This window comes from Enterococcus sp. DIV1279b (genome assembly GCF_050531515.1).
GTDB classification, from domain to species: Bacteria; Bacillota; Bacilli; order Lactobacillales; family Enterococcaceae; genus Enterococcus_D; species Enterococcus_D casseliflavus.
The window spans coordinates 1,525,338-1,547,413 of record NZ_CP172891.1; the positions used below are offsets into that span (position 1 = coordinate 1,525,338).

General features: G+C 39.7%; 20 protein-coding genes. 15 read left to right on the top strand and 5 right to left on the bottom strand.

Translation table 11 applies throughout. The features are described from left to right. Positions 1–63 precede the first annotated feature (63 nt). The 4 genes from recX to IGI71_RS07085 all read left to right on the top strand — a co-directional run bounded on the left by recX (position 64) and on the right by IGI71_RS07085 (position 3,752). Positions 64–858 (top strand): recombination regulator RecX, encoded by a 795-nt coding sequence (recX, locus tag IGI71_RS07070; RefSeq protein WP_010748062.1) that lies wholly within the window; start codon positions 64–66, stop codon positions 856–858. After that, complete coding sequence (gene mutY, locus IGI71_RS07075) at positions 851–2,002, top strand: A/G-specific adenine glycosylase (RefSeq protein ID WP_010748063.1); 1,152 nt, start codon at positions 851–853, stop codon at positions 2,000–2,002. The genes recX and mutY overlap by 8 nt, the downstream gene beginning before the upstream one ends. Before the next feature lie 93 nt (positions 2,003–2,095). Next, positions 2,096–2,629 carry a nucleoside tri-diphosphate phosphatase gene (ntdP, locus tag IGI71_RS07080; protein ID WP_005225863.1) on the top strand — a complete coding sequence of 178 codons (534 nt, stop codon included), beginning with the start codon at positions 2,096–2,098 and terminating at the stop codon, positions 2,627–2,629. A gap of 160 nt (positions 2,630–2,789) precedes the next feature. Then, positions 2,790–3,752, top strand: a complete 963-nt coding sequence (locus tag IGI71_RS07085) for an N-acetylmuramoyl-L-alanine amidase (RefSeq protein WP_010748064.1) — start codon at positions 2,790–2,792, stop codon at positions 3,750–3,752. A gap of 67 nt (positions 3,753–3,819) precedes the next feature. Here IGI71_RS07085 and IGI71_RS07090 read toward each other — a convergent pair whose 3' ends face one another. Further along, a complete protein-coding gene (locus IGI71_RS07090; RefSeq protein ID WP_010748065.1) occupies positions 3,820–4,254 on the bottom strand; it encodes a GNAT family N-acetyltransferase in 435 nt (144 codons plus the stop codon). Positions 4,255–4,399: 145 nt separating this feature from the next. Here IGI71_RS07090 and IGI71_RS07095 point away from each other — a divergent pair, with 145 nt between their 5' ends. The 8 genes from IGI71_RS07095 (at position 4,400) to IGI71_RS07130 (ending at position 13,608) form a co-directional block, all read left to right on the top strand. Beyond that, on the top strand, positions 4,400–5,515 hold the full coding sequence (locus IGI71_RS07095) for an AI-2E family transporter (RefSeq protein WP_010748066.1): 1,116 nt from the start codon (positions 4,400–4,402) through the stop codon (positions 5,513–5,515). A 112-nt stretch (positions 5,516–5,627) separates the two neighbouring features. Further along, the gene (locus IGI71_RS07100) at positions 5,628–7,004 is read left to right on the top strand and encodes a hemolysin family protein (protein ID WP_005225867.1); all 1,377 of its coding nucleotides are present in this window, start codon (positions 5,628–5,630) and stop codon (positions 7,002–7,004) included. A 239-nt stretch (positions 7,005–7,243) separates the two neighbouring features. Continuing rightward, on the top strand, positions 7,244–8,260 hold the full coding sequence (locus tag IGI71_RS07105; protein ID WP_010748067.1) for a lipoate--protein ligase: 1,017 nt from the start codon (positions 7,244–7,246) through the stop codon (positions 8,258–8,260). 11 nt (positions 8,261–8,271) lie between these two features. Further along, positions 8,272–8,997 carry a methionine ABC transporter ATP-binding protein gene (locus IGI71_RS07110; protein WP_010748068.1) on the top strand — a complete coding sequence of 242 codons (726 nt, stop codon included), beginning with the start codon at positions 8,272–8,274 and terminating at the stop codon, positions 8,995–8,997. Then, on the top strand, positions 8,984–9,652 hold the full coding sequence (locus tag IGI71_RS07115; protein ID WP_010748069.1) for a methionine ABC transporter permease: 669 nt from the start codon (positions 8,984–8,986) through the stop codon (positions 9,650–9,652). The genes IGI71_RS07110 and IGI71_RS07115 overlap by 14 nt, the downstream gene beginning before the upstream one ends. 5 nt (positions 9,653–9,657) lie before the next feature. Next, positions 9,658–10,473 (top strand): MetQ/NlpA family ABC transporter substrate-binding protein, encoded by an 816-nt coding sequence (locus IGI71_RS07120; protein ID WP_118214900.1) that lies wholly within the window; start codon positions 9,658–9,660, stop codon positions 10,471–10,473. A gap of 191 nt (positions 10,474–10,664) precedes the next feature. Continuing rightward, positions 10,665–12,245, top strand: a complete 1,581-nt coding sequence (locus tag IGI71_RS07125) for a peptide chain release factor 3 (RefSeq protein WP_005225872.1) — start codon at positions 10,665–10,667, stop codon at positions 12,243–12,245. Positions 12,246–12,909: 664 nt separating this feature from the next. Further along, positions 12,910–13,608, top strand: a complete 699-nt coding sequence (locus IGI71_RS07130) for a hypothetical protein (RefSeq protein ID WP_010748071.1) — start codon at positions 12,910–12,912, stop codon at positions 13,606–13,608. Positions 13,609–13,789: 181 nt separating this feature from the next. Here IGI71_RS07130 and IGI71_RS07135 read toward each other — a convergent pair whose 3' ends face one another. After that, on the bottom strand, positions 13,790–14,848 hold the full coding sequence (locus IGI71_RS07135; RefSeq protein WP_010748072.1) for a WxL protein peptidoglycan domain-containing protein: 1,059 nt from the start codon (positions 14,846–14,848) through the stop codon (positions 13,790–13,792). A gap of 19 nt (positions 14,849–14,867) precedes the next feature. Then, a complete protein-coding gene (locus tag IGI71_RS07140; protein ID WP_194186101.1) occupies positions 14,868–15,356 on the bottom strand; it encodes a hypothetical protein in 489 nt (162 codons plus the stop codon). 1,031 nt (positions 15,357–16,387) lie between these two features. On the opposite strand from IGI71_RS07140, the gene IGI71_RS07145 reads away from it, so the two are divergent. Continuing rightward, positions 16,388–16,855: a hypothetical protein gene (locus IGI71_RS07145; protein ID WP_010748074.1), complete on the top strand. Its 468-nt coding sequence runs from the start codon at positions 16,388–16,390 to the stop codon at positions 16,853–16,855. A 473-nt stretch (positions 16,856–17,328) separates the two neighbouring features. Beyond that, positions 17,329–18,648, top strand: a complete 1,320-nt coding sequence (locus tag IGI71_RS07150; protein WP_225582179.1) for a helix-turn-helix domain-containing protein — start codon at positions 17,329–17,331, stop codon at positions 18,646–18,648. Positions 18,649–18,810: 162 nt separating this feature from the next. On the opposite strand, the gene IGI71_RS07155 is transcribed toward IGI71_RS07150, so the two are convergent. Together IGI71_RS07155 and IGI71_RS07160 are read right to left on the bottom strand one after the other, a co-directional pair. Then, positions 18,811–19,122, bottom strand: coding sequence for a DUF1827 family protein (locus IGI71_RS07155; protein WP_005225878.1), 312 nt, complete (start codon positions 19,120–19,122; stop codon positions 18,811–18,813). Positions 19,123–19,270: 148 nt separating this feature from the next. Next, the gene (locus IGI71_RS07160; protein WP_172462585.1) at positions 19,271–21,535 is read right to left on the bottom strand and encodes an ATP-dependent Clp protease ATP-binding subunit; all 2,265 of its coding nucleotides are present in this window, start codon (positions 21,533–21,535) and stop codon (positions 19,271–19,273) included. Positions 21,536–21,805: 270 nt separating this feature from the next. Here IGI71_RS07160 and IGI71_RS07165 point away from each other — a divergent pair, with 270 nt between their 5' ends. Beyond that, on the top strand, positions 21,806–21,997 hold the full coding sequence (locus tag IGI71_RS07165; protein ID WP_005225880.1) for a hypothetical protein: 192 nt from the start codon (positions 21,806–21,808) through the stop codon (positions 21,995–21,997). Positions 21,998–22,076: the final 79 nt, after the last annotated feature.

A 22,076-nucleotide genomic window follows, 5' to 3' on the forward strand; every position in this document is an offset into this window, starting at 1 on the left:
TGATTAGAAGGAATTTCATCGTAGTTGTGGTAAAATAGAATGTACGTTCGCGAGGTGAAGAAGATGAATACAATTATTCGTATCAGTAAAGGAAAAGGACCATTTTATGAAGTGGCGACATCAGAAGGTGAAACGCTGCGGGTCTCAGAAGATCTTTTGGTCCGTTTTCGGCTATTAAAAGGCAAGGAACTGAGTGAAGAAGAATTAAAAGAAATCAAAAAAAGTGCGGGGTTTGATTTAGGATTGCAGCAAGCCATGAACTATATTAGCTATCAGCTGCGTTCTGAAATGGAAGTCCGTACCTATTTGAAAGACAAAGAAATCGAAAAACAAGACCGAGACTTAGTCGTTGAACGTCTGAAAGAGCTGAATTTGATCGATGACAAAAACTATGGAGAGAGCTACATTCGCACCCAAGTCCGCATGAGTGACAAAGGACCCGTGGTCATCAGTCAGCAATTGAGAAAAAAAGGATTAAAAGATCCCGTGATTCAGGAAGTATTGCCTTTGTATACCGAGGAAATGCAGTTTGAAGTCGGTTATCATACGGCTGAAAAAGCGAGGCGTCGTTTTCACAACAAAAGCCATAAGGAAATGATCCAAAAGATAAAAATGCATTTGATGCAAAAAGGTTTTCATCAAGGAGTCATTCAAATGATTTTGGATGAATTACCAATGGAAAAAGATGAGGACCAAGAAAATGAAGCGCTCCAAAGAGAAGGTGCTCGCCTTATGCGGCGGCATCAGCGATTACCGTTGATGAAACGAAAAATGAAAATCAAGCAAGGCCTTTATCAAAAAGGGTTTGCCATCGATGATATACAACGATTCTTAGATGAGGAAGTAATGGATGAGTAAGCAATGGGAAACTTGGGATGAAGAAAAAATCAAGACGTTCCAAGAAACATTTTTAACTTGGTATCATAAAGAAAAACGCAATCTGCCTTGGCGGGCGACCAACGATCCGTATGCAATCTGGATCTCAGAGATCATGCTTCAACAAACACGAGTGGAAACAGTGATTGGCTATTTCTATCGTTTTATGGAACAATTCCCGACGATCCAAGACTTGGCGGCAGCCGAAGAACAAAAGCTTTTAAAGGTTTGGGAAGGTTTAGGTTATTACTCTCGTGCCCGTAACCTTAAGGCTGCCGCCCAGCAAATCGTTGCCGAATTCGACGGAGAAATGCCCCGATCAATTGAAGAGATTCGCTCATTAAAAGGAATTGGTCCCTACACAGCTGGAGCCATTGGCAGTATTGCTTTTGGCTTGCCAGAACCGGCAATCGATGGAAATGTGATGCGTGTCGTCAGTCGGTTATTTTGTATCGAAGCAGATATTGCGAAAGCCAGCAGCCGAAGACCATTTGACGAGGCGATGAGAACGATCATTTCCCCCGATGAACCTGGTGAGTTTAATCAAGCCTTGATGGATCTTGGCTCACGAATCTGTACACCCACCACACCGAAATGTGAAGAGTGTCCCATCAGTCAGTATTGTCTTGCTTATGCGGAGAATCGACAAACAGACTTTCCAGTGAAATCGAAAAAAGCAAAGCCCAAAGATGTCTATTACATTGCAGGCGCCATCGAAGATCAAGGCTCGTTTTTACTCGTGCAGCGACCTGAAACAGGCTTATTGGCTTCTATGTGGCATTTTCCTTTGGTAGAAGTGACGAAAGAACAGTACGAGGCTCTGCAGCGAACATGGGCAAAAGAGGAGCAGCTGCAGTTGGATTTGATTGCCGAAGATGATGCACTCGAGATTTTTCCTGATCTACCTGTCGTTTGGCAAAAACGACATTTTGGCGAAATCACTCATATCTTTAGTCATTTGAAATGGCACGTCCTTTTATTTTACGGCAGAAAACGTGGAGAGCTCACGTTACAAGACAGCGAATGGGCAGCAAAAGAATCCTTTCAAAACTATGTTTTCCCAAAACCCCAGCAGAAATTGGTGGATCAATTAAAGAAATATCAGAAACTCGATAAAGATTTCTAGGCAAAGCTTTCTTTTATTGCTATAATATTAACGATGTCGGTGTAATGAACACCCAAACAAAACGCAAGTTTTCTTGCTGAGGGAAGGGTTGCTATGCGAGTTCCAAAAGAAGGAGAGTTTGTCAGCATTCAAAGCTACAAACATGACGGCAATTTGCATCGAACGTGGCGGGATACGATGGTCTTAAAGACCAGTGAATTCTCAGTGATAGGGGTCAACGATCATACATTAGTGACCGAATCAGATGGAAGACGCTGGGTTACCCGTGAACCAGCAATTGTATATTTTCATAAAAAATACTGGTTTAATGTTATTGCAATGATTCGAGAAAAGGGGGTTTCCTATTATTGTAATCTTGCTTCACCGTATTTACTTGATGAAGAGGCATTGAAATATATCGATTATGACCTTGATATCAAAGTATTTCCTGATGGCGAGAAACGTTTACTAGATGTGGATGAGTATGAATTGCACAGTAAGATTATGCAATATCCGCAAGACATTGATTTTATCTTGAAAGAAAATGTCAAAATTTTAGTAGATTGGATCAATAATGGCAAAGGACCCTTTTCGCAAGGGTATGTGGACATTTGGTATGATCGCTACAAGCAGTTGTCTCAAAAATAAGTGAAATGGGTCGGATCGCTCATTTTTCCCGAGAAACTTCAACCATTTCGGTTGAAGTTTTTTTGTGCTGTGAGAGGGTTGCTTCTAGCAGTTGCCTTTAAGTTCTGTTTAAGCTGCTAGTCCCATGATAGAAAGACCAAGAAAAAAGTGGGGGAAGCAAATGAAGAAAAAAGGGAAGCTTGTTATCGGTACTACCATGATTCTACTTTTTGCGGCAGGTTTTGCTGTGTTGAGAAATGATCATTTTGTTCAAGAAGAGACCCAAGAAAGCACGGCTCAAACCGAGTCGGACGCTCAAGCAGAAGAGGTCGCACAAACGGCAAGTATGGTCCAAATTTACGTGGATCCCTCAGAATACGATGCAGCGATTGAAAGTGAGAACGATTATGTATCGATCTATCAGACAACAAGTCAAGAGACCGTCATCGGGAAGATCCACCGTGGAAGTTGGGCAACCGTACTTAGTCAAACAGAAGAGATGGTTGAAATCCAAACAGACGATGGAATAACGGGTTACATTGAAAAGCATTCTGCATCCATCCAAGAAGTTCCACTTTCGGAGACTCCAAAAAAATTGTCAGACTTTAAAGTCGTTCTTGATGCGGGGCACGGCGGCGAAGATTCTGGGGCACTGTCAACGGATCAAACGATCATGGAAAAAGATTTGACGTTAGCCACCGTCCAAACGATTGGCGAAGTACTGACCCAAGCGGGAATTCAAGTTAGTTATACACGCACCGAAGATCGCTATTTAGCGCTGTCTGAAATTACTGCAGCTTCACTCTCGGAGGAACCAGATCTATTTATCAGCATTCATTACGATAATTCAGAGCTAACAAATAGCATTCAAGGACTGACAACTTACTATTACTATACTGGGGCAAAAGAGATGGCAGAAACGATCACTTCCAGTTTGAGTAGTTCAGTGGCATTGAGTTCCAACGGCACTCGTTTTGGTAACTATTATGTTTTACGAGAGCAATATATTCCAGCAGTTTTGTTGGAGTTAGGCTATTTGAACAGTGACACTGATTTAGCGGTGATTACAAGTGAAGGCTATGATCAAAGGGTGGCGCAAGCGTTGCTGACAGCGATTGAAGAGATCGTTGAAGCAGAGGAATAAAAAGCAGCGACCCCAAAACAGAGAAAGGATCTGTTTTGTGGTCGCTATTTTAAGTAATCACTGCTCGTTAAAAGGTTTTGCTCATTTTGATATGGGGCATATCCGCGTCTAAAAAGACATCGCCTTCAGGCTGATAACCTAACTTCAAGTAAAATTCTTTGGCAGTTAACTGTGCCCCTAACGTGACTTTTTTGATTCCTTGTTTTTGAATGAATGCTTCCGCTCCCTCGATCAACTGCCTGCCGTAGCCTGAACCTCGATGAGCAGCTGGCACCGCCATTCGCTGTAATTTCACCTCATGATCAGAGATCGGTAAAAAACGTAAGGTTGCGACTGCTTCATTGTCATTGTCATATAAGACGAAATGAACAGCCAATGCCTCATTTTCATCTACTTCTAATGCTAATGGAACCCCTTGCTCTTTTACGAACACTTGATTTCGTATTTTCAATGACGCCAAATAGATCTCACTTAGCGTATCTTTTGTTTGTGCGATATGCATAAAAAAAAACTCACCTCAGCTATGATTTCTCCGTTATTTTTATTAGTATACCACTTTTTTTACAAATTTCTTTTTTTTGCGGCTAAAGTCGCAAGCTTTTTTTTACAAAATCAACTATAATGTTATAAAAAAGGGAGGGAATCTTTTGTTCGACAAATTCAAACAATCAAAACTGTTCTTTTGGTCATTGGAAGCATTGGTTTTAGTGACACTCGTGTTTGTGTTAAGTAAAGTCAATTTTCTATTTGCACCGATCGGCACGTTTTTTTCTACTTTATTTGCACCAGTATTGATTGCTGGCTTTCTGTATTATCTGCTAAATCCAATCGTCCTATTTTTGATGAAAACGACAAAAATAAAACGACTGTTTGCTGTCATATTGGTTCTATTGTTATTAGTAGCAGCAATCATCTTGATTTTCGTCAGCGTTATTCCTAATCTGGTGAGTCAGATTACTTCATTGGCGGAAAATATTCCAACATTTGCCAAAAATATGGAAAGCTGGATCTCAAGGATCGCAGATGATCCATTTTTCAAACAAATCGATATCGCGCAGCAGTTAGAAAACCTAAATCTTTCTTATGGTTCTTTGCTGCAGCAGTTTCTTAGTGGGTTATCCACTAGCTTAGGATCGATCGTCAGTACGATTGCTTCCGCGACGATGATCATCGTTACAGTCCCATTCATCCTTTTCTATATGTTGAAGGATGGAGAAAAGCTAGTTCCTAATCTGAAAACAGTCTTTCCAGAAAGAAGACGAGATCAGATTGTTGGGTTGCTAGGTGATTTAAACAAGACACTATCCAATTACATCAGTGGGCAAGCGATCGAATGTATTTTTGTCGCTACCTTCACGTTTATTGGGTACTGGATGATCGGCGTCAACTATGCCTTTCTTTTTGGGGTGATCGCAGGGGTCACAAACTTGATTCCTTATTTAGGTCCGTATCTTGGCTTGATTCCAGCAGTCTTAGTAACGGTCTTTGATGAACCGTTCCGCGCATTGCTGTGCTGTGTCGTGGTACTAGTCGTCCAACAATTAGATGGAAATGTTATCTACCCGAATGTGATCGGAAAATCATTAGCGATCCATCCATTAACGATCATCTTGGTTTTATTGGTCGCTGGAAATCTGGCAGGTTTGCTGGGAATTTTCTTAGGAGTACCGTTTTACGCAATTTGTCGGACGATCGTGGTCTTTATTGTTCGTCTGATCAAAGATGACAAAATCAAGAAAAATCAAGAACGGTTGATCGAGTAATCAATGACTGGTGTTTTTTATTGCAAAGAAAAAAACTTTGTGATAGGATTTTATCGTGGGCTAAGCCCACGATTTTTTTTAGAATATGAAAAAATAAGGAGAGAATGCTATTATGAATGCTGACCCCGAGAGTCAGTCGCTTCTAGCGCAAATTTTATTATTGATCGTTTTGACATTGATCAACGCTTTTCTAGCGGCCTCTGAGATCGCAGTCGTCTCAGTCAACAAAAACCGTGTGGAGCAAAAAGCGGAAGAAGGAAATGTCAAATCACAAAAATTATTGAAAATCATTGATAATCCAACAAATTTCTTGTCAACGATCCAAGTTGGGATTACCTTGGTGAATATCTTATCTGGGGCATCTCTGGCAGATACCTTGTCGACCCGTCTGGCACCTTTATTAGGTGGAGGAACGGCGGCTAAAAGCTTAGCGAACATTATCGTTTTAGCGATCTTGACCTATGTGTCGATCGTTTTCGGTGAGTTGTATCCAAAACGTATCGCCATGAACAAATCAGAAGAAGTTGCCCAGTTCACTTCTGGTGTGATTCGAACGATCGGGATTATTGCAAAGCCCTTCGTCTGGTTCTTATCTGCTTCAACAAGCTTATTGGCGCGGATCACTCCAATGGAATTTGACGATGAAGACACAAAGATGACCCGTGATGAAATGCGGTATATGTTGGAAACAGAAGGGGTCTTTGAAGAAGATGAATTAGAGATGCTGCAAGGGATCTTTTCATTAGATACGAAAGTCGCCCGTGAAGTCATGGTTCCTCGAACCTCTGCCTTTATGGTGGATATCAATGACTCAGTAGAAGAAATTTTGACTGAAATTTTAGCAGAAAATTATTCTCGTATTCCTGTATATAATGAAGATAAAGACAAAGTCGTTGGGATTTTGCATACCAAAAACCTTTTGAAATGTGCCTACAAATACGGTTTTGAAACAATGGACATCAAGCAGATCTTGCAAGAACCATTGTTTGTTCCAGAAACAGTCTTTATCGATGATTTGCTTTATGAATTAAAGAAAACCCAAAACCAAATGGCGATCTTGCTTGATGAATACGGCGGAGTCGTTGGGTTAGTTACGTTAGAAGACTTGCTTGAAGAAATCGTCGGTGAGATCGATGATGAATCCGATGAGGTCGAAGAGCTTTATGAAAAAATCTCTGATAAAGAATACGTGATCCAAGGTCGGATGCTGATCGATGATTTCAATGAAGCTTTCAATATGAGCTTGCATATGAGCGACGTCGATACGATGGCAGGCTACTTGATCACTGCTTTAGGAATGATTCCAGATGAAGGAGAGAAACTTTCCTTTGAAGTCGATAACGTGAAATTGATTTCTGAAGAAATGGAAGGATCACGTGTCTTGAAGATCCGTGTAATCTTCCATGATCCAGAAGAAGGCGAAGTGGAACCAGAAGAAGAACGCCGCTATTTCCGCAAAGATTTTGAGGAAGATGAGCCTCGCCGTTAAAGTTCCGCATGAATGAAATGAGAAAGACCAAGGCAACTGCTTTGGTCTTTTTTGTTCCTTTTTTTTACTTATTCCCCTTGATTTGTTTGTAAGAAACGGTTACGATAAATCTAATCAATAATACAGTTTAAAAACAGATAAAAAAACAAGTGTATCTTATCGTTAAGCAGTTTGATTGCAATTTTCCGTAAGAAAAGCGAGAATATCCATAGAAATCTAATAAGAACGAGGGGCTTGAAATGAAATTTTACCGTATGCTTAGTGAGGATATCCGTTACAATTTGGCAACTGAAGAGTATTTAATGAATAACGTAGATGTTTCAGAACCTTGTCTTCTGTTATACATACAAAAACCATGTGTTATAATCGGCAGAAATCAAAATGCGTATCAAGAGATTGATTTTGACTATTTAAGGAGTCGCAATATCGTGTTGACTCGCAGGACATCTGGCGGTGGAGCGGTGTATGATGATCTAGGCAACATGAGCTTTAGTTTTGTCACTAAAAAAGATGCCACGAGTTTTGGTGACTACCAAAGTGCAACACAACCGATCATGAAAGGTTTAGCGGCAATGGGAGCCAAGAAGGTTGAAGTACATGGCCGCAATGATCTGTTCATTGATGGGAAAAAGTTTTCTGGCAATGCGATGTATACAAAAAAAGGCCGAACGTATTCTCATGGCACATTGATGTATGATGTGGATCTAGAAGAATTAACAAAAGTTCTACACGTTGCCCAAGAAAAAATTGCCTCTAAAGCAACGAAATCCGTACGGAAAAGTGTGACGAATATTAAACCGTATTTGGCAGAACAATACCAATCAATGGATACCAAGGCATTTCGAGATACACTCCTTTGCCATATCTATGAAGTAGAATCGATTGATGAAATCAGTGAGCAAGAGATCGTCTTGACGGATGCGGATCGCCAAGCGATCCAAACGTTGTTTGAAGAACGTTACGCGAACAATGAGTGGATTTTTAATGAAGCGCCTGCTTTTGAATGGCAAAAAAGAAAGCGGTTTGCGCAGGTTGGGATCGTTGAAGTCGATTTTACTGTCAACAAAGGCAAGATTGCAGCGATTCAAATTACCGGTGATTTTTTTGGACAAAAAGAGATCAGTGAACTTGAAGCGATGCTACGAGGTATTGATTTTGAACAAAACACCATTAGCCGCTTGCTAAAGGATATTGCCATCGAGCAATTTATCCATCAGATGACTAACGCTGAATTTCTTGCGTTGCTGTTTGATTAGGAGGAAAAAAGATGCTAGAAGCCATCAACATCACAAAGCGTTACGATCGAAGCGTCCTAGATGGTCTTTCTTTTGCTGTTCAGCCGGGGGAAATTGTTGGGGTCGTCGGCAAAAGCGGCTCGGGGAAATCAACGTTGCTTCGGCTTTTGAACTTAATTGAGACACCTGACAGTGGGGAGCTGCTCTTTGACGGGAAACGAATCGATCCCTTAAACAAAAAGCAACTGCTACATGCGCAGCAGGAAATCGGCATGATTTTTCAAAATTACAATCTGCTACACAATCGAACCGTTTTTGAAAATGTCTATTTGCCCTTGAAGTTAATGGGGAAATCATCGGAGAAGGTGTTGGAGATGCTTTCATTTGTTGGGATGGAAGACAAAGCCGACAGTTATCCAGCCAAGTTGAGCGGTGGGGAGAAACAACGAGTAGCTATCGCACGGGCGTTGATCCGTGAGCCGAAAATCTTGCTGTGTGACGAACCCACTAGTGCGCTGGATGAAGATACGAAAGCCGATGTACTTGCTTTACTGCAAAAAGTTCAACAGACGTTTCAGCCAGCAGTCATTTTCGTTAGTCATGAGCTAACCGCAGTCAGACAAATTTGTCAACGTGTGTTTGTATTGGAAGATACCGTCTTTGCGGCGGAATTTGTCAATCATCCGCAGCCAATTGTCCGCAAAGAAAGCTCTTATGTGGACAAAGTGGAGAGGAGTTTGCTGCATGACGATCAGTGAGAGTATTTTGTATTATTTACCTGAATTACTTCAGTCTTTGAAAGAAACAGCGATCATGATGGGGATTTCGATGCTCGCAGCCATTGTCTTAGGACTACCGCTAGGTGTCTGGCTCTTTCTTAGCCGCAGTCGTGGGAAAAAAATCTCATTTCTTTATGAGGGTTTGAATCTCGTTGTGACGATTATCCGCTCATTTCCGTTTCTATTATTTGTCGTAGCCTTGATTCCACTGACGCGAATGCTTTTAGGTAGCTCATTTGGACCAATTCCCGCCAGTTTCCCTTTGAGCATCGTTGCTATGAGTATTTTTGCTCGTTTGACGGAGCAAGTATTGCTGGATGTCCCCGAAGAAGTTTCTTATTTGGCGAAATCCCTTGGTGTCAGTCAATGGCAATACGTTTGGTCGTTTTTACTGGTGGAAGCTAGAAGCGGCTTGATTTTATCTTTAACGACGACAGCAGTCAGCATGGTTTCTTATTCAACAGTGATGGGGATCGTCGGCGGTGGTGGTATCGGCGATTTTGCGATCCGCTATGGCTATCAACGCTATGAATATGGCGTCATGTATTTTGCAATTATCATCATGATTCTTTTGGTCTTTATCCTGCAAGGGATTGGCAATCAGGCAGCAAGAAAACTTGATAAACGAAAATAGGAGGAATGAAAGTGAAAAAAGGATTTGTTTTAGGATTGAGTGTATTGGCATTAGGTGTATTGGGAGCTTGCGGTTCCAGCTCTGATGAGGCGAGCGAAGAGAAAATCATCAAAGTCGCTTCGCAAACGACACCAATGACCGATGTCGTAAAAGTTGCAGCGGAAGCAGTGGAAGATGGCTGGGAAATCCAGTTGGTCCAAGTCAATGACAATATCCAGTACAATGAGCTGCTGAATAATGACGAGGTCGATGCCAACTTTGCGCAACATGAACCATATATGCAAATGTATAATGAAGAAAAAGATGCAAACCTAGTGGCATTAGATAAAATCTACAACGCAAAAGTCGGTTTTTATTCCAAAGAGTATACGGATATCAATGATATTCCAGAAGGAACAAAAGTTGCATTGCCGAATGATGTGTCTAACGAAGGTCGAGCGTTAGCGATTTTAGCAGAAGAAGGGTTGATCACTCTTAAAGAAGGCGTTGGTGTCAATGGAACACTTAAAGACGTTACCGAAAATCCGAAAAATTTTGAATGGTTATCTGTTGATTTACTGAATCTTGCGGAAGCCTATGATGAGCCGAATGTATCCTTGGTATACAACTACCCAACCTATATTGCGAAAATCGGTTTGAAACCAGCCGATGCCCTTTTCTTAGAAAAAACGATCGATGATCGCTTTGCTATCTCATTGGTTGCTCGAGAAGACAATCAAGATTCTGAAAAAATCGCCGTCTTGCGCCGTGCCATGACTAGCGATAAAGTTCGCGAATTTTTAGAAAACGACCATAGCGATACCTTACTGCCAGCATTTTAATTTATTTCCATCAAATGGAAGGAACGCCCTTTGCCTAACTCTGTAAAAGAGAGTAGTCAAAGGGGTTTCTTGTCTTTTTTTGCTTTTTTATCACCCTTATCCATGATATACTGATTTGGTCAGAAAACTAGCGACAGTCTAAAATGGTCACTGTTCGCATTGTAAATACAAGAAATGGAGCAATAGAATCAATGGATAATCCAAAATTAAAACAACAAGTAGATAGTCGCCGTACCTTTGCGATTATTTCCCACCCGGATGCGGGGAAAACAACCATTACAGAACAATTATTATTATTCGGTGGCGCGATTCGCCAAGCTGGTACGGTCAAAGGGAAAAAGACTGGGAATTTCGCAAAGTCCGACTGGATGGAAATTGAAAAACAACGGGGGATCTCCGTGACCAGTTCCGTTATGCAGTTTGATTACCAAGGCAAACGGGTCAATATTTTAGATACCCCTGGGCATGAGGACTTTTCTGAAGATACCTACCGTACCTTGATGGCGGTGGATAGTGCGGTCATGGTGATCGATAGCGCAAAAGGGATCGAAGCGCAAACGAAAAAACTCTTCCAGGTCGTTAAAAAACGCGGTATTCCGATCTTTACCTTTATCAATAAACTCGACCGTGATGGCCGCGAACCATTAGAATTATTAGAAGAACTAGAAGATCTTTTAGAGATCGAATCATTTCCAATGAATTGGCCGATCGGCATGGGGAAAGGCTTAGAAGGACTGTATGATATCCATAACCAACGGGTCGAATTTTATCGTCCAGACAATCACGGTGGGGAACGTTTAGTTGCCCTAGATGAAAATGGTCAATTTCCTGCAGATCATCCATTTGCCGAAGACGGGTTGTTCCAACAAGTTTTAGAAGAAGTAGAATTACTGCAAGAAGCTGGCGATGCCTTTGATACAGAAAAAATCGCACGAGGCGATCAAACGCCCGTGTTCTTTGGTTCCGCCCTTACGAATTTCGGTGTGCAGACCTTTTTGGAAACCTTCTTGTCCTTTGCACCAGCGCCTTACGGTCACAAAACTTTGGCTGGTGATGAAGTCAGTCCATATGAACCAGAAATGTCTGGGTTTGTGTTCAAGATCCAAGCAAATATGAACCCTGCCCATCGTGACCGGATCGCCTTTGTCCGTATTTGTTCAGGAACCTTTGAACGAGGCATGGACGTGACACTTGAGCGTACTGGCAAAAAAATGAAACTCAGCAATGTGACACAATTTATGGCAGATACCCGAGAAAATATTGAAGAAGCAGTCGCTGGAGATATCATCGGGGTTTATGATACGGGAAATTACCAAATTGGCGATACGATCTATGAAGGAAAACTAAAAGTTGCTTACGAAGAGCTACCATCATTTACTCCGGAACTCTTTATGAAAGTCACTGCAAAAAATGTGATGAAACAAAAATCTTTCCACAAAGGAATCTATCAGTTGGTCCAAGAAGGAGCCATCCAGTTGTACAAGACGTATCTTAGTGATGAGTATATCATCGGTGCTGTCGGGCAACTGCAATTTGAAGTTTTCCAATACCGCATGATGAATGAGTACAATGCCGAAGTCATTATGACCCCAATGGGCCACAAGATCGCCCGTTGGATCGATCCGAAAGACTTGGATGAGCGTATGAGCTCAAGCCGTAACATTTTAGCGAAAGACCGTTTCGACCAGCCATTGTTCTTATTTGAAAATCAATTTGCAATGCGTTGGTTCGCAGATAAGTACCCAGACGTCGAATTGAAGAGTTTGATGTAAGAGTCGTTTCCCGCGAGACTGTCTAGGTAGGTGCAAGTTTGTACGTTAGGCTAATCTTTTTTAATTGAACGATCGTAGAAAGTCCTTTCTTATTCAAATGGATAAGAAGGGGCTTTTTTTGCTGAAAACGTGCTTTTGATACAGAAGGAAGGTTGCATGATTGGGGGCAATCGTCCAATGATCAGACAATTATCCTAATTTATAACCATTCTTTTAAAAGAAGATAAAATGAGTCGGAAAAAGAGCGTAGTATTAAAGGTGACCACAAGGAAATGCATTTGAAATGAATAGAAAAATATCATAGGCCCATTTGATGATTCAGGAAATTTTCACTTGTTTGAAAGTAGAGGGATAGCAGAGAATAGATTGCCAGTGATAGAGGTCGTTTAATCATTTGATCGAGGACATGTTCTTTTTGTCAGATGCTACTAGTGAAGCCTAAGCTTTCTTTATCTGAGCATGAATCGGTGATAGCCCTTGAAACTTCATTTGAAGCACTTCTAACAGATGGTTTAAGTTTTCAGTTGGTGAACCATGGCTTCGGGACGCCAAAATGAATTAGTCTTATTGCTAGTCTACTAGTTATCTATCTATCGATTTTGCTAAAGCAAATGATTATTTATTAAATAAAAGTGATTTCTGAAACCAGAAAGGGGACCAGGTAGTGCTAAAAAGTTTGTTATTCATATTTTCGGCGATATTTTTCTTTCCAACAATAGAGGCTGCAGCTGATGAGGTTTCCGAAACGTTGATTTTTGATTTGAACACGATTGACTTTAAGGACGAACACTATTATTTGTTGAAAACCACACAAGATCTTCAGCTGACCGTCAATAGCAACGGCAGTGAAGGTGCTTTTGACGTAACGATCACGACTGTCGGAGAAGGATTTTCAGCAGAACTAAACAGCGTGAACGGTTCGGAAGAGAAGATCATTCTGATTGAGGATACTGATGAAACATCAATGATTCTTAACGTAGCTGCAACATTGAACATAAAGGAATATCTTGATGCCAACTCTGAGTACTACCTATCAGTCACGTTTACAGCAATTGATGATTCAGAGACCTTTACGAAAGAGATGAAAATGAATCAGACGGATGAGGAAAAAGAAGAGATTCCAGATGAAAACTTGACAGATGAAGACCAAGAGGATGAAAAGCAAGAAGACAATGGCATTGAAGATGAATCTGAACGCCCAGAGGAAGAAGACTCATTAGAGAATGATTCATTCAGCCAAGAAGAATCACTTGAGGATATCAATGATGATACTGTCCATGAGGATCGTTTAGAGGAAGAGTGCCAGTACGAGATAGCGACAATTTTTACAAAAGAAGTGATTTTTGATAAAAGATATGTTTAAAACTAGTGTAGAAAAAACCGCTTAGCTGAATAGGAGCGGTTTTTTTGCACATCTTTTTCTAATACTAGGTGAAAAGTGCTTTTGCTGAATAAGTTTGAGACTAATTGGTGGTACTAAAAAAAGGAGCTTTGAAGCGACCTCCAAAAGTTAGTCCTAAAAGCTAACTTTTGGGGTCACAACACTAGCCCTCTCTTTTTCTTTTTGATTTAAAAATATAGATGACTTCAGCTGCCAACGCTGCAACGAGAACAAAGATGATCCAGATAAGGATTTGATTATTTGTCTGAACATCGGCAGTGTTCGTTGGACGGTTCTCTTTTTTGAAGTTATCCAAGTCTTCTTTCTCATAAGAAAAAGTAGTCGTGATCGCTTTTCTAGTTGTTTCTATAGTTAAACGGTATTCGCCTTCAATAAGTTCACTATCGTCTATTAAAGGAATCTGCATTCTTGATTTGGTTAACGGCGTTAAAAGAACGGAATCTGCTAACTCCCCAGAGGCAATTGTTTCTCCATTGGGGTTTATTAGTTCGTAGAGCGCATTGTTTAAGTTGCCTAAAATAGGATTATAGTTAAGTGCATAAAATTGTAGGTTTGCCATGTCCTGAAGAGCAACGAAGGAGAAGTCTTCATAAACGACGTCTTTGATCTCTTCCACTTCACTAAAAAGTAAGTTGATAAAAATGATAGACTCGTAGGCAGACGCAATACTAATAGAATCTTCAGCTGTTTGAACACCTAATATTTGCTTAAAATTAATTCCACCCATTACAGTACCTTCAAGCTCTATGTCGTCTGGAACATTTATGGTAATGCTGACACCAACAGATTCATTAGGGGCAATTTCTATTTGATTCTCTTCGTCTATAGCATCTGAAGCGATAGTAACATAATTTGAAAAGTCGTATTTATCATCGAGAAGGTTCTCTGTATTCGAGGTGTACAAAATAGAGGATTCTCTTGAAATAGCAGTTGAAGAAAAGGGAGTGACCGCTATTGATGAATCACCAGCTCCAATGTTTTCCAGTTTAATTTCAAATGTATACTTTTTATCAACATCAGAAGGAAAAGTAAGAGTATTTCTTGATGTTTCATATTCGGTATCACTAAGTGATAGTTTTAAAGTATTCGTCGTCTCATTCGCTGTTGCAATACTTATATTTATATTTGCGATTATTGTCAATATGAGGAAGAACACAGAAACTCTTAGAAAAGAGTCTCTGTGTTTTGATATTTTATCCATATGCTATCCTTTTTAAGAATTAAAGTTGTTGACCATTGCCTGAGTCAGTAGTATCTGATGCAGTTACTGTGATAGTGGGTGTGCCATCTAGCAAAGCAGTTTGACGATTGAATGTGAAGTCAACGGGCTCGCCTTCTGTTGAACGAGCGATAGGGTCTGCAGTTATTGCTGTCAAAGAGATTTCTTTCAGTGAATTTGAGAAGTAGATACCATCAGATCCAGAAGAAACTCTAATGGTAACGCTCATAGAGTCACGGGTCAAGTTTGTTAATGTTCCACCAACGTTTTCAATAGTTCCTTCCTGAGTTCCATCCAATAAGTCTTCACTAATTTCGAATTCATTTAAAGTCAAGGTGTTAAATGTAAAGCTAACACCATTTTCTGGTTCGGTGATAGTAACAGCGATTGGGGGAGCGGTAACCGGGTCTCCAATAGTCGCTGACGCAGTGATTCCTCCTACTAGTAGTAAAGATGTTGCCAATGTTGTACCCAAAATAACTTTCTTCATAATAAAACCTCACTTTAATTTTTGCAGATGATTTACTGCTTAAATAAAGTATACAATGATGGTGTATTATGTTATTATCCGTTTTTTCGCTATTTTTAATGAAAAAGTAGAAAGTATTTTATTAATCTGATTTTTTTATACAATAATTTAATTAAATATTCTAGTGGTCAAATGATGCTGATTATCAAGTCGACCTATCTTTCTGTCTACGAATTATCAATTCGGTAATAATCACTATGAAAGTAAATTTGTTGCAGGGTTATATTTTGGCTTTTATTTTAAGTCAAAGTCTTCTCAGAGTTAAAAGAATTGTCGTTCCAACTAGGATTGGACCTAAAAAACGAAAAAAATGTTATTCGTAGTCTCTGAGAATTTGCTCTGAATCAGTCGCTGTCAGAGAAACTAGTTCTGAAAATTCATGTTTAATATTTCTTTAGTGAACCCCTGCAATTCAATAGAAATCAACTTTTTATCATTTTTAAGAAACTATTTTGGAAGTAGCTTTACGCGTATGAACAGTTGCGTAGGGTGGGGATTGAAAAGTATGATTCTATTTATGCGTTCCTATTGGATAGGTATATCGAAGTTACTTATGAAAAAATATCAATTAACGTTTTCATTCAATTAGTAATCTGCACCTACAATTCTTCTAGCTTCAAGCGACAGAGACATCAAGGGTTACTCCTGTGTTAATAAACGTTCATGTTTGTTTCGTTATAAAGAAATCTCAAAAAACTAACTGTGTGGGATGGCTATCTCATGAACCATAGATTTTAATAGGAAGCATATTTTTTTAAGAATATACAATCAGACTCTTTGAAGAAAGCTTTGAAAGAGTTTTTTTGTCTTTCTTAATTTTATGAAGTTGCTACTCGTTTCTAATCGACAGGTCTTTTAGTCAGTAGAAAGAAAAAGAGTGACAATGATTATTTTATTTGTAGTTTTTTTGAAAAAAAGACGATAAAAATCAGCTGGTTCTTACTATATCCTTAATAGCAGAGGATCAAAGTTCTTTTAAGGAGTGAATCAAAATGCTGCAAACCAGAATAAATTTCAGTGGACAAAAGAATGCTACCATGTTGACTGTGCGCTTTTTCAGCAACAAGACGAACACGATTTTAGAGAGAAATTTAATTGTGGATCAAGAGGATGATCGTCAATCGGTTCTTGACTACTTAGCAGAATCACTAGGGGAAATCAACATCTTGCAATACTCTTCGAAAAACGTTTTGTGTATCGCTGAACGTTCAAGGCTAGAAAAAGCAGGAGGCACGCATCGATTGGAACATTTTTGGGGAGATGTCATCAGTTATATCGTTGAGTGCGTGGATAAATCTGGTATTCATTATGATTTGCATGTCATTGGCAATGTTGATTCGGATGATGAAGAAATTATGCGGTCAATTAATGAGATCAGTGATGAATTGTCGATCATCAACATTTATGAATACAAAGATTGCTGGCTAAAAAGAGAAGATATTTTATTACAAGCTCTTTGAAATGAACTTGATTCCTCAAAGAAGTTTGTCCAGCTAGAAAATGATTTTACTCTCCAAGTCACTTACCAATCAATGAAAGAATACGAATTTTTTCTAAGTCTATGGAAACAGCTAATTCACAGGATCTTTTTAATGGTTTCCAACACTTTTTTGTTATAAAAGGTAAGAATCGTTTCACAAGTTTTTCTCACCCGTTCTGTTTTAAAGAAGCGGGGATTTTTCTGAAGTTTTTATTAAAATTGTCCGTTTAATGAAAAAAGAGGCTCAAATTTAAGTTTATTTTACTATAATTGGAAACTAGGATACTTTTTAAATAAGGCGGGTAAAAAATTTTGGAGTATATAGAAAAGTTGTATAGGTTTTATTTAACCAAAAAACAGGTAGATAAATTAACTATTATTAGAAATATCATTTTGGAGAAGCAGCTGTCTCTTGATAAAATATGTGAAACGATAAACAAATCTTTGTATCAGGTGAAAATATTGATCAATGAAATCGCCGAAGATATGAGAGAGTTTACGACCTTTGACGAGTCTATTTTTTTGCTGAAAAAGAGAACCGTTTATTTGTCACGAGAATTAAACGAAGAACAAAGCCTGCATATTTTTGTGAATCTAAAGAAGAAGTATTTCTTAGAATCTCCTTATTATCGTCTATTATCCTATTTGTTAAGAAAAAGAAAGACCCGTATGGTGGACATCTCAGAAGAATTGATTTTTAGTATTTCTTATTGTTATAAATTGATCAGCTATCTGAAAAAAATGCTGGTTATCCAAAATGTCCCGATTACTATCAATAACAATACAGATTCCATTGATCTGACAGGGGCAGAGCCTTGTGTGCGGATGTACCATTATTTAGTTGAGATCATGGCTTGCAATGTTTACATCAATCAGCGCACCCGTGCAAGCGTTGAATTAGCTGCGAAAGAATATGAGCCGTTGAAAACTACTAAAGTGAAGCACGACATTATGTTTTCAATCATTGAAAATGCGGTGTTGAGGGGCTATATCGTCAATGAATTAGACGAAGCTTCCATCGCTATTTATGAGCAAATCAAGCAACTCAATGGGGAAAAGCAAGTGATCAAGCTGCTGCCGATCAGAAGTCAGCAAGATATCGAGAAAGAACAGATTTTTTATCACTTCTGGGTTTTTCTCTTCATACCTGAAACGATCTCGGATCAAGAGAAACTTCTTTTGGGGAAACAGCTGCGAAACCTCTCGGGGAATCCATTGGTCGAATTTTCTGCCGATGTTGTGGCTGTCTTGTCGCAAAAGTATGATCTTTCCAAAGCGATCGAAGCGTTTCTTACCTATGAATTAGTGATGAATACATGGGGCTGTCTTCATCTCTTTTTGGATAGTTTTGTGTCTACTGAAGATTTGTCCTCTACGAACGAACGTGTATTAGAGGTGGAGGAGTTGATTGCGACCGTCTTGCAGCGCCATTCGTTTGTAATAGAAAAAGAAGCCCTTTTCTTAAGGAAAATCGCTCAGATTACAGCATCTTATTTACCTATCCAAAAAGAGGAACCGATTCGCATTGGTATTTCTCTTTTGAACCACCCAGAATATATTCCGGTCATTAAGAACAAACTATTGAAAATTTACAATGAAAATGTGATTCACTTTAGTTCGAACTTAGGAGACTCAGACATACTGGTTTCTGATGGCGTGCTGATCCATAATGAGTCACAGAAATTTACATTTTTTGGCAATGTTCATAGTACCAAGGATTGGCACAATCTACATGTGATGATCCAGTCGATGATTTCTAATAAATATACTTGAAAAAGAGAGCGTAACGCTCTCTTTTTTTGCTTGACTATCAGGTAGCGTTGGTCGAAGTACTAGACGAAAGAAGGAGGAGAGAAGACAAAAAAAGATATCTATAAAAGAGGGCTGCGACAGTCACCTTTTATAGATATTTTTTAAACACGTGATTAGGCAAAGCTAACGTGAGGAAGACAACGTTTTTTTGATGGAGATTTCTACCACTTCGGGCATTTGAATCACAGAGATCGTAGCAGGATCATAGGAGCCATCAGGTAATTTTTTCAAGAAGTAATTTTTGATTTCTTCTACCTCCGTCGGGCGAATATTCCGTTTTTTATTGATCAGCAAAATTTCATTGTGGTTCGGCGCTGAGGTAAAGATCACTGTCGTGTCTCCGGCAGTGTAAACCTTTACAAGTTCTGCGTCGGTATTTTCAAGTTGATTCAATACTAGTCGAGAATGGCTGTTTGTAACGTTGATTAATTTCACCAGACTCACCTCACATTCTATGTATTTATTAATAACATTATAGGTCGTTTTTTTTCAAAAGAAAAGCCAGACAACTCGGAATTACCCAATTTTTTGGCAAAACATGGTTGTCTGGCAAAACGAACGGTTTGGTCACCGTTTTGACACGTTATTGCTCATCTGTTTCCGATGGTTTTTCCTCTTCAGCAGAAGGTGTTTCTTCAGGAAGTGCAGAGGATTCAGCTGAAGTTACAACGATTTTATCGGAATCCTCCAATTGTGCTTTTAATTGACGAACTTGAGGATGCTCAAGATAATATTCAGCAATCCCGTCTTCGATTTGATCTTGGATGGTCCTGCGCAATGGGCGAGCACCCATCGTTGCGCTGTAACCTAGATCGACCAGTTTTTCTTGCACGTCTTGTGGAACATCGATATGCAATTTTTGATGACTAAGTGTTTGATTGACATCATGCAGCATAAGGGACACGATCGATAACAAGTTTTCCTTGCTAAGTGCTTTGAATTCGATGATCCCGTCAAAGCGATTGAGAAATTCTGGCGTAAAGTAATTGTTCAATTGATTTAACACGGAACGAGTGATGCCTTCACGCGCTGCTCCAAAGCCGACGTTGGCTTCAACTTTGCCAGTTCCAGCATTACTTGTCATGATGATCAAGGTATCTTTAAAGCTGACTGTACGTCCTTGGGCATCCGTCAAACGACCATCATCGAGAATTTGCAAGAACATATGCAATACATCAGGATGGGCTTTTTCCACTTCGTCTAATAAAATCAGGCTATATGGATTCCGACGAACTTTTTCCGTCAATTGACCCGCTTCTTCATAGCCAACGTAACCAGGAGGAGAGCCAATCAGTTTGGATACACTGTGTTTTTCCATGTATTCTGACATATCGAAACGAATCATCGATTCTTCAGAACCAAACATCTCATAGGCTAATTGTTTTGCTAATTCGGTTTTCCCGACACCGGTTGGACCGACGAATAAGAAAGAGCCAATTGGACGGTTTTGTTTGCCTAAACCGACCCGATTTCTGCGGATCGCTTTGGCTACTTTATCGATCGCTTCATCTTGTCCGATAACTTTAGCTTTCAAGTCATCCGCAAGATTTTTCAATTGCGTTTGTTCTTTTTCTTTCAATTCACCAACTGGAATATTTGTCCGTTCTTCAACGATTTGTTCCATGTCTTTTTCGGTAATGACTGGCGTTTCTTCTTCGCTGATTTGGCGTTCCTTCATTTTTTGCAATTTATTGATTTGATCGCGATAGTAAGCAGCTTTTTCGAAATCTTCTTCTCGAGAGGCAGCTTGTTTTTGTTCTTCTGCTTCTTGTAATTTCTTTTCGATCGTTTTTGGATCAACGATTTGGATCGTTAAGTTTTTCTTAGAACCTGTTTCATCTAGTAGATCGATTGCTTTATCAGGCAAGAATCGGTCTTGGATGTATCGATTAGAAAGGGTAGCGGCAGCTGCAATCGCTTCATCAGTATATTTCACATGATGATAATCTTCATAACGTGGTTGCAAACCTTTTAAGATGCGGATCGTTTCTTCCACAGAAGGTTCATCCACACGTACTGGTTGCAAACGGCGTTCTAAAGCAGCATCTTTTTCGATGATGCGGTATTCATTTAACGTCGTTGCTCCGACCATTTGTAGTTCTCCACGGGCAAGAGCTGGTTTTAAGATGTTTCCAGCATCCATATTTCCGTCGCCAGCTGCACCAGCGCCAACGATTTCATGGACTTCATCAATGAACAAAATCACGTTTTCTGCTTGCTTGATTTCTTCAATCAATTTTTGGATGCGTTCTTCAAATTGGCCACGAATACCTGTGCCTTGAACAAGAGACGCAACGTCCAAACGAATGACTTCTTTGTCCATCAGTTTTTGTGGTACATCGCCATCGACGATTTTTTGGGCTAACCCTTCAACGACGGCAGTTTTCCCAACCCCAGGTTCTCCAATAAGCACAGGGTTGTTTTTTGTTCGACGATTAAGGATCTCAATCACTCGTTTGATCTCTGAATCACGACCAACGACTGGATCGACTTCGCCATCACGAGCCATTTGGGTAATATTGATACCGTATTCTCCTAACAGACCTGCAGGTGCTTGGTTATTGCGTGGAGGCTGACCGCCGACAAAACCGTTACCGCCGGTTTGCGTCGGAGGGGTTTGTTCATAAGGGGTATTTCCTTGCTGCATCTGGCGAGACATTTGACGAAATAGATCATCAATATTGCCGAATCCAAAAGGATCTTGCGCCATTGCAGCTGCAGCATTCCCAGATTGAGCTTTTAATTTTTGGTAACAACTTTGACAATAATCGAGTTGTTTTCTTTGACCATTGACACTGGCATATAAATGAATAGACGCTTCATTTTTGCCGCAATTTTGACAAAGCATAGATTCACGACCTTTCATATTTGTTCCAACACCCTTATTTTACGGCGCTTTTTTACACTTGTAAAAGAAAAGGGGCTGTGTGCATAGAAACGGTCATCTTCGAGGTAATGTGTTATTGACCTTTACTGACCATAATTCTATTATACTAACTTTTTGTCAGACTGCAAGAATTTTACTCGTAAAAATTTTTGCCGCTCTTTCATTAGCAGAAGCGTCTTTTAAATAAAAAGTAATTCCATTATAATAGAAAGAAAGAGGTGAGAATTGAGGATGGAGAACAGAGATTTTGCTTCAGAAATAACGCGTTTGCGCAATGGAGAGATCCAAGAATTGATTGTCCAACAGCCAGAATTCCTGGCGTTTAGAGATGTCTGGCTCCAGTTGGAAGATCGGTCTTCTTTTGTCGGAGAAGCGGGCTTAAATGGGAAGATCATCTACCGTTATGTGCAAGAAAATAAATAGGACATTTATTTCAATCGTTTATTTAAGAGAAAACGGTTGTCTATCGAGGAAAAAAATGGTAATCTTAACAGTTGAAAGG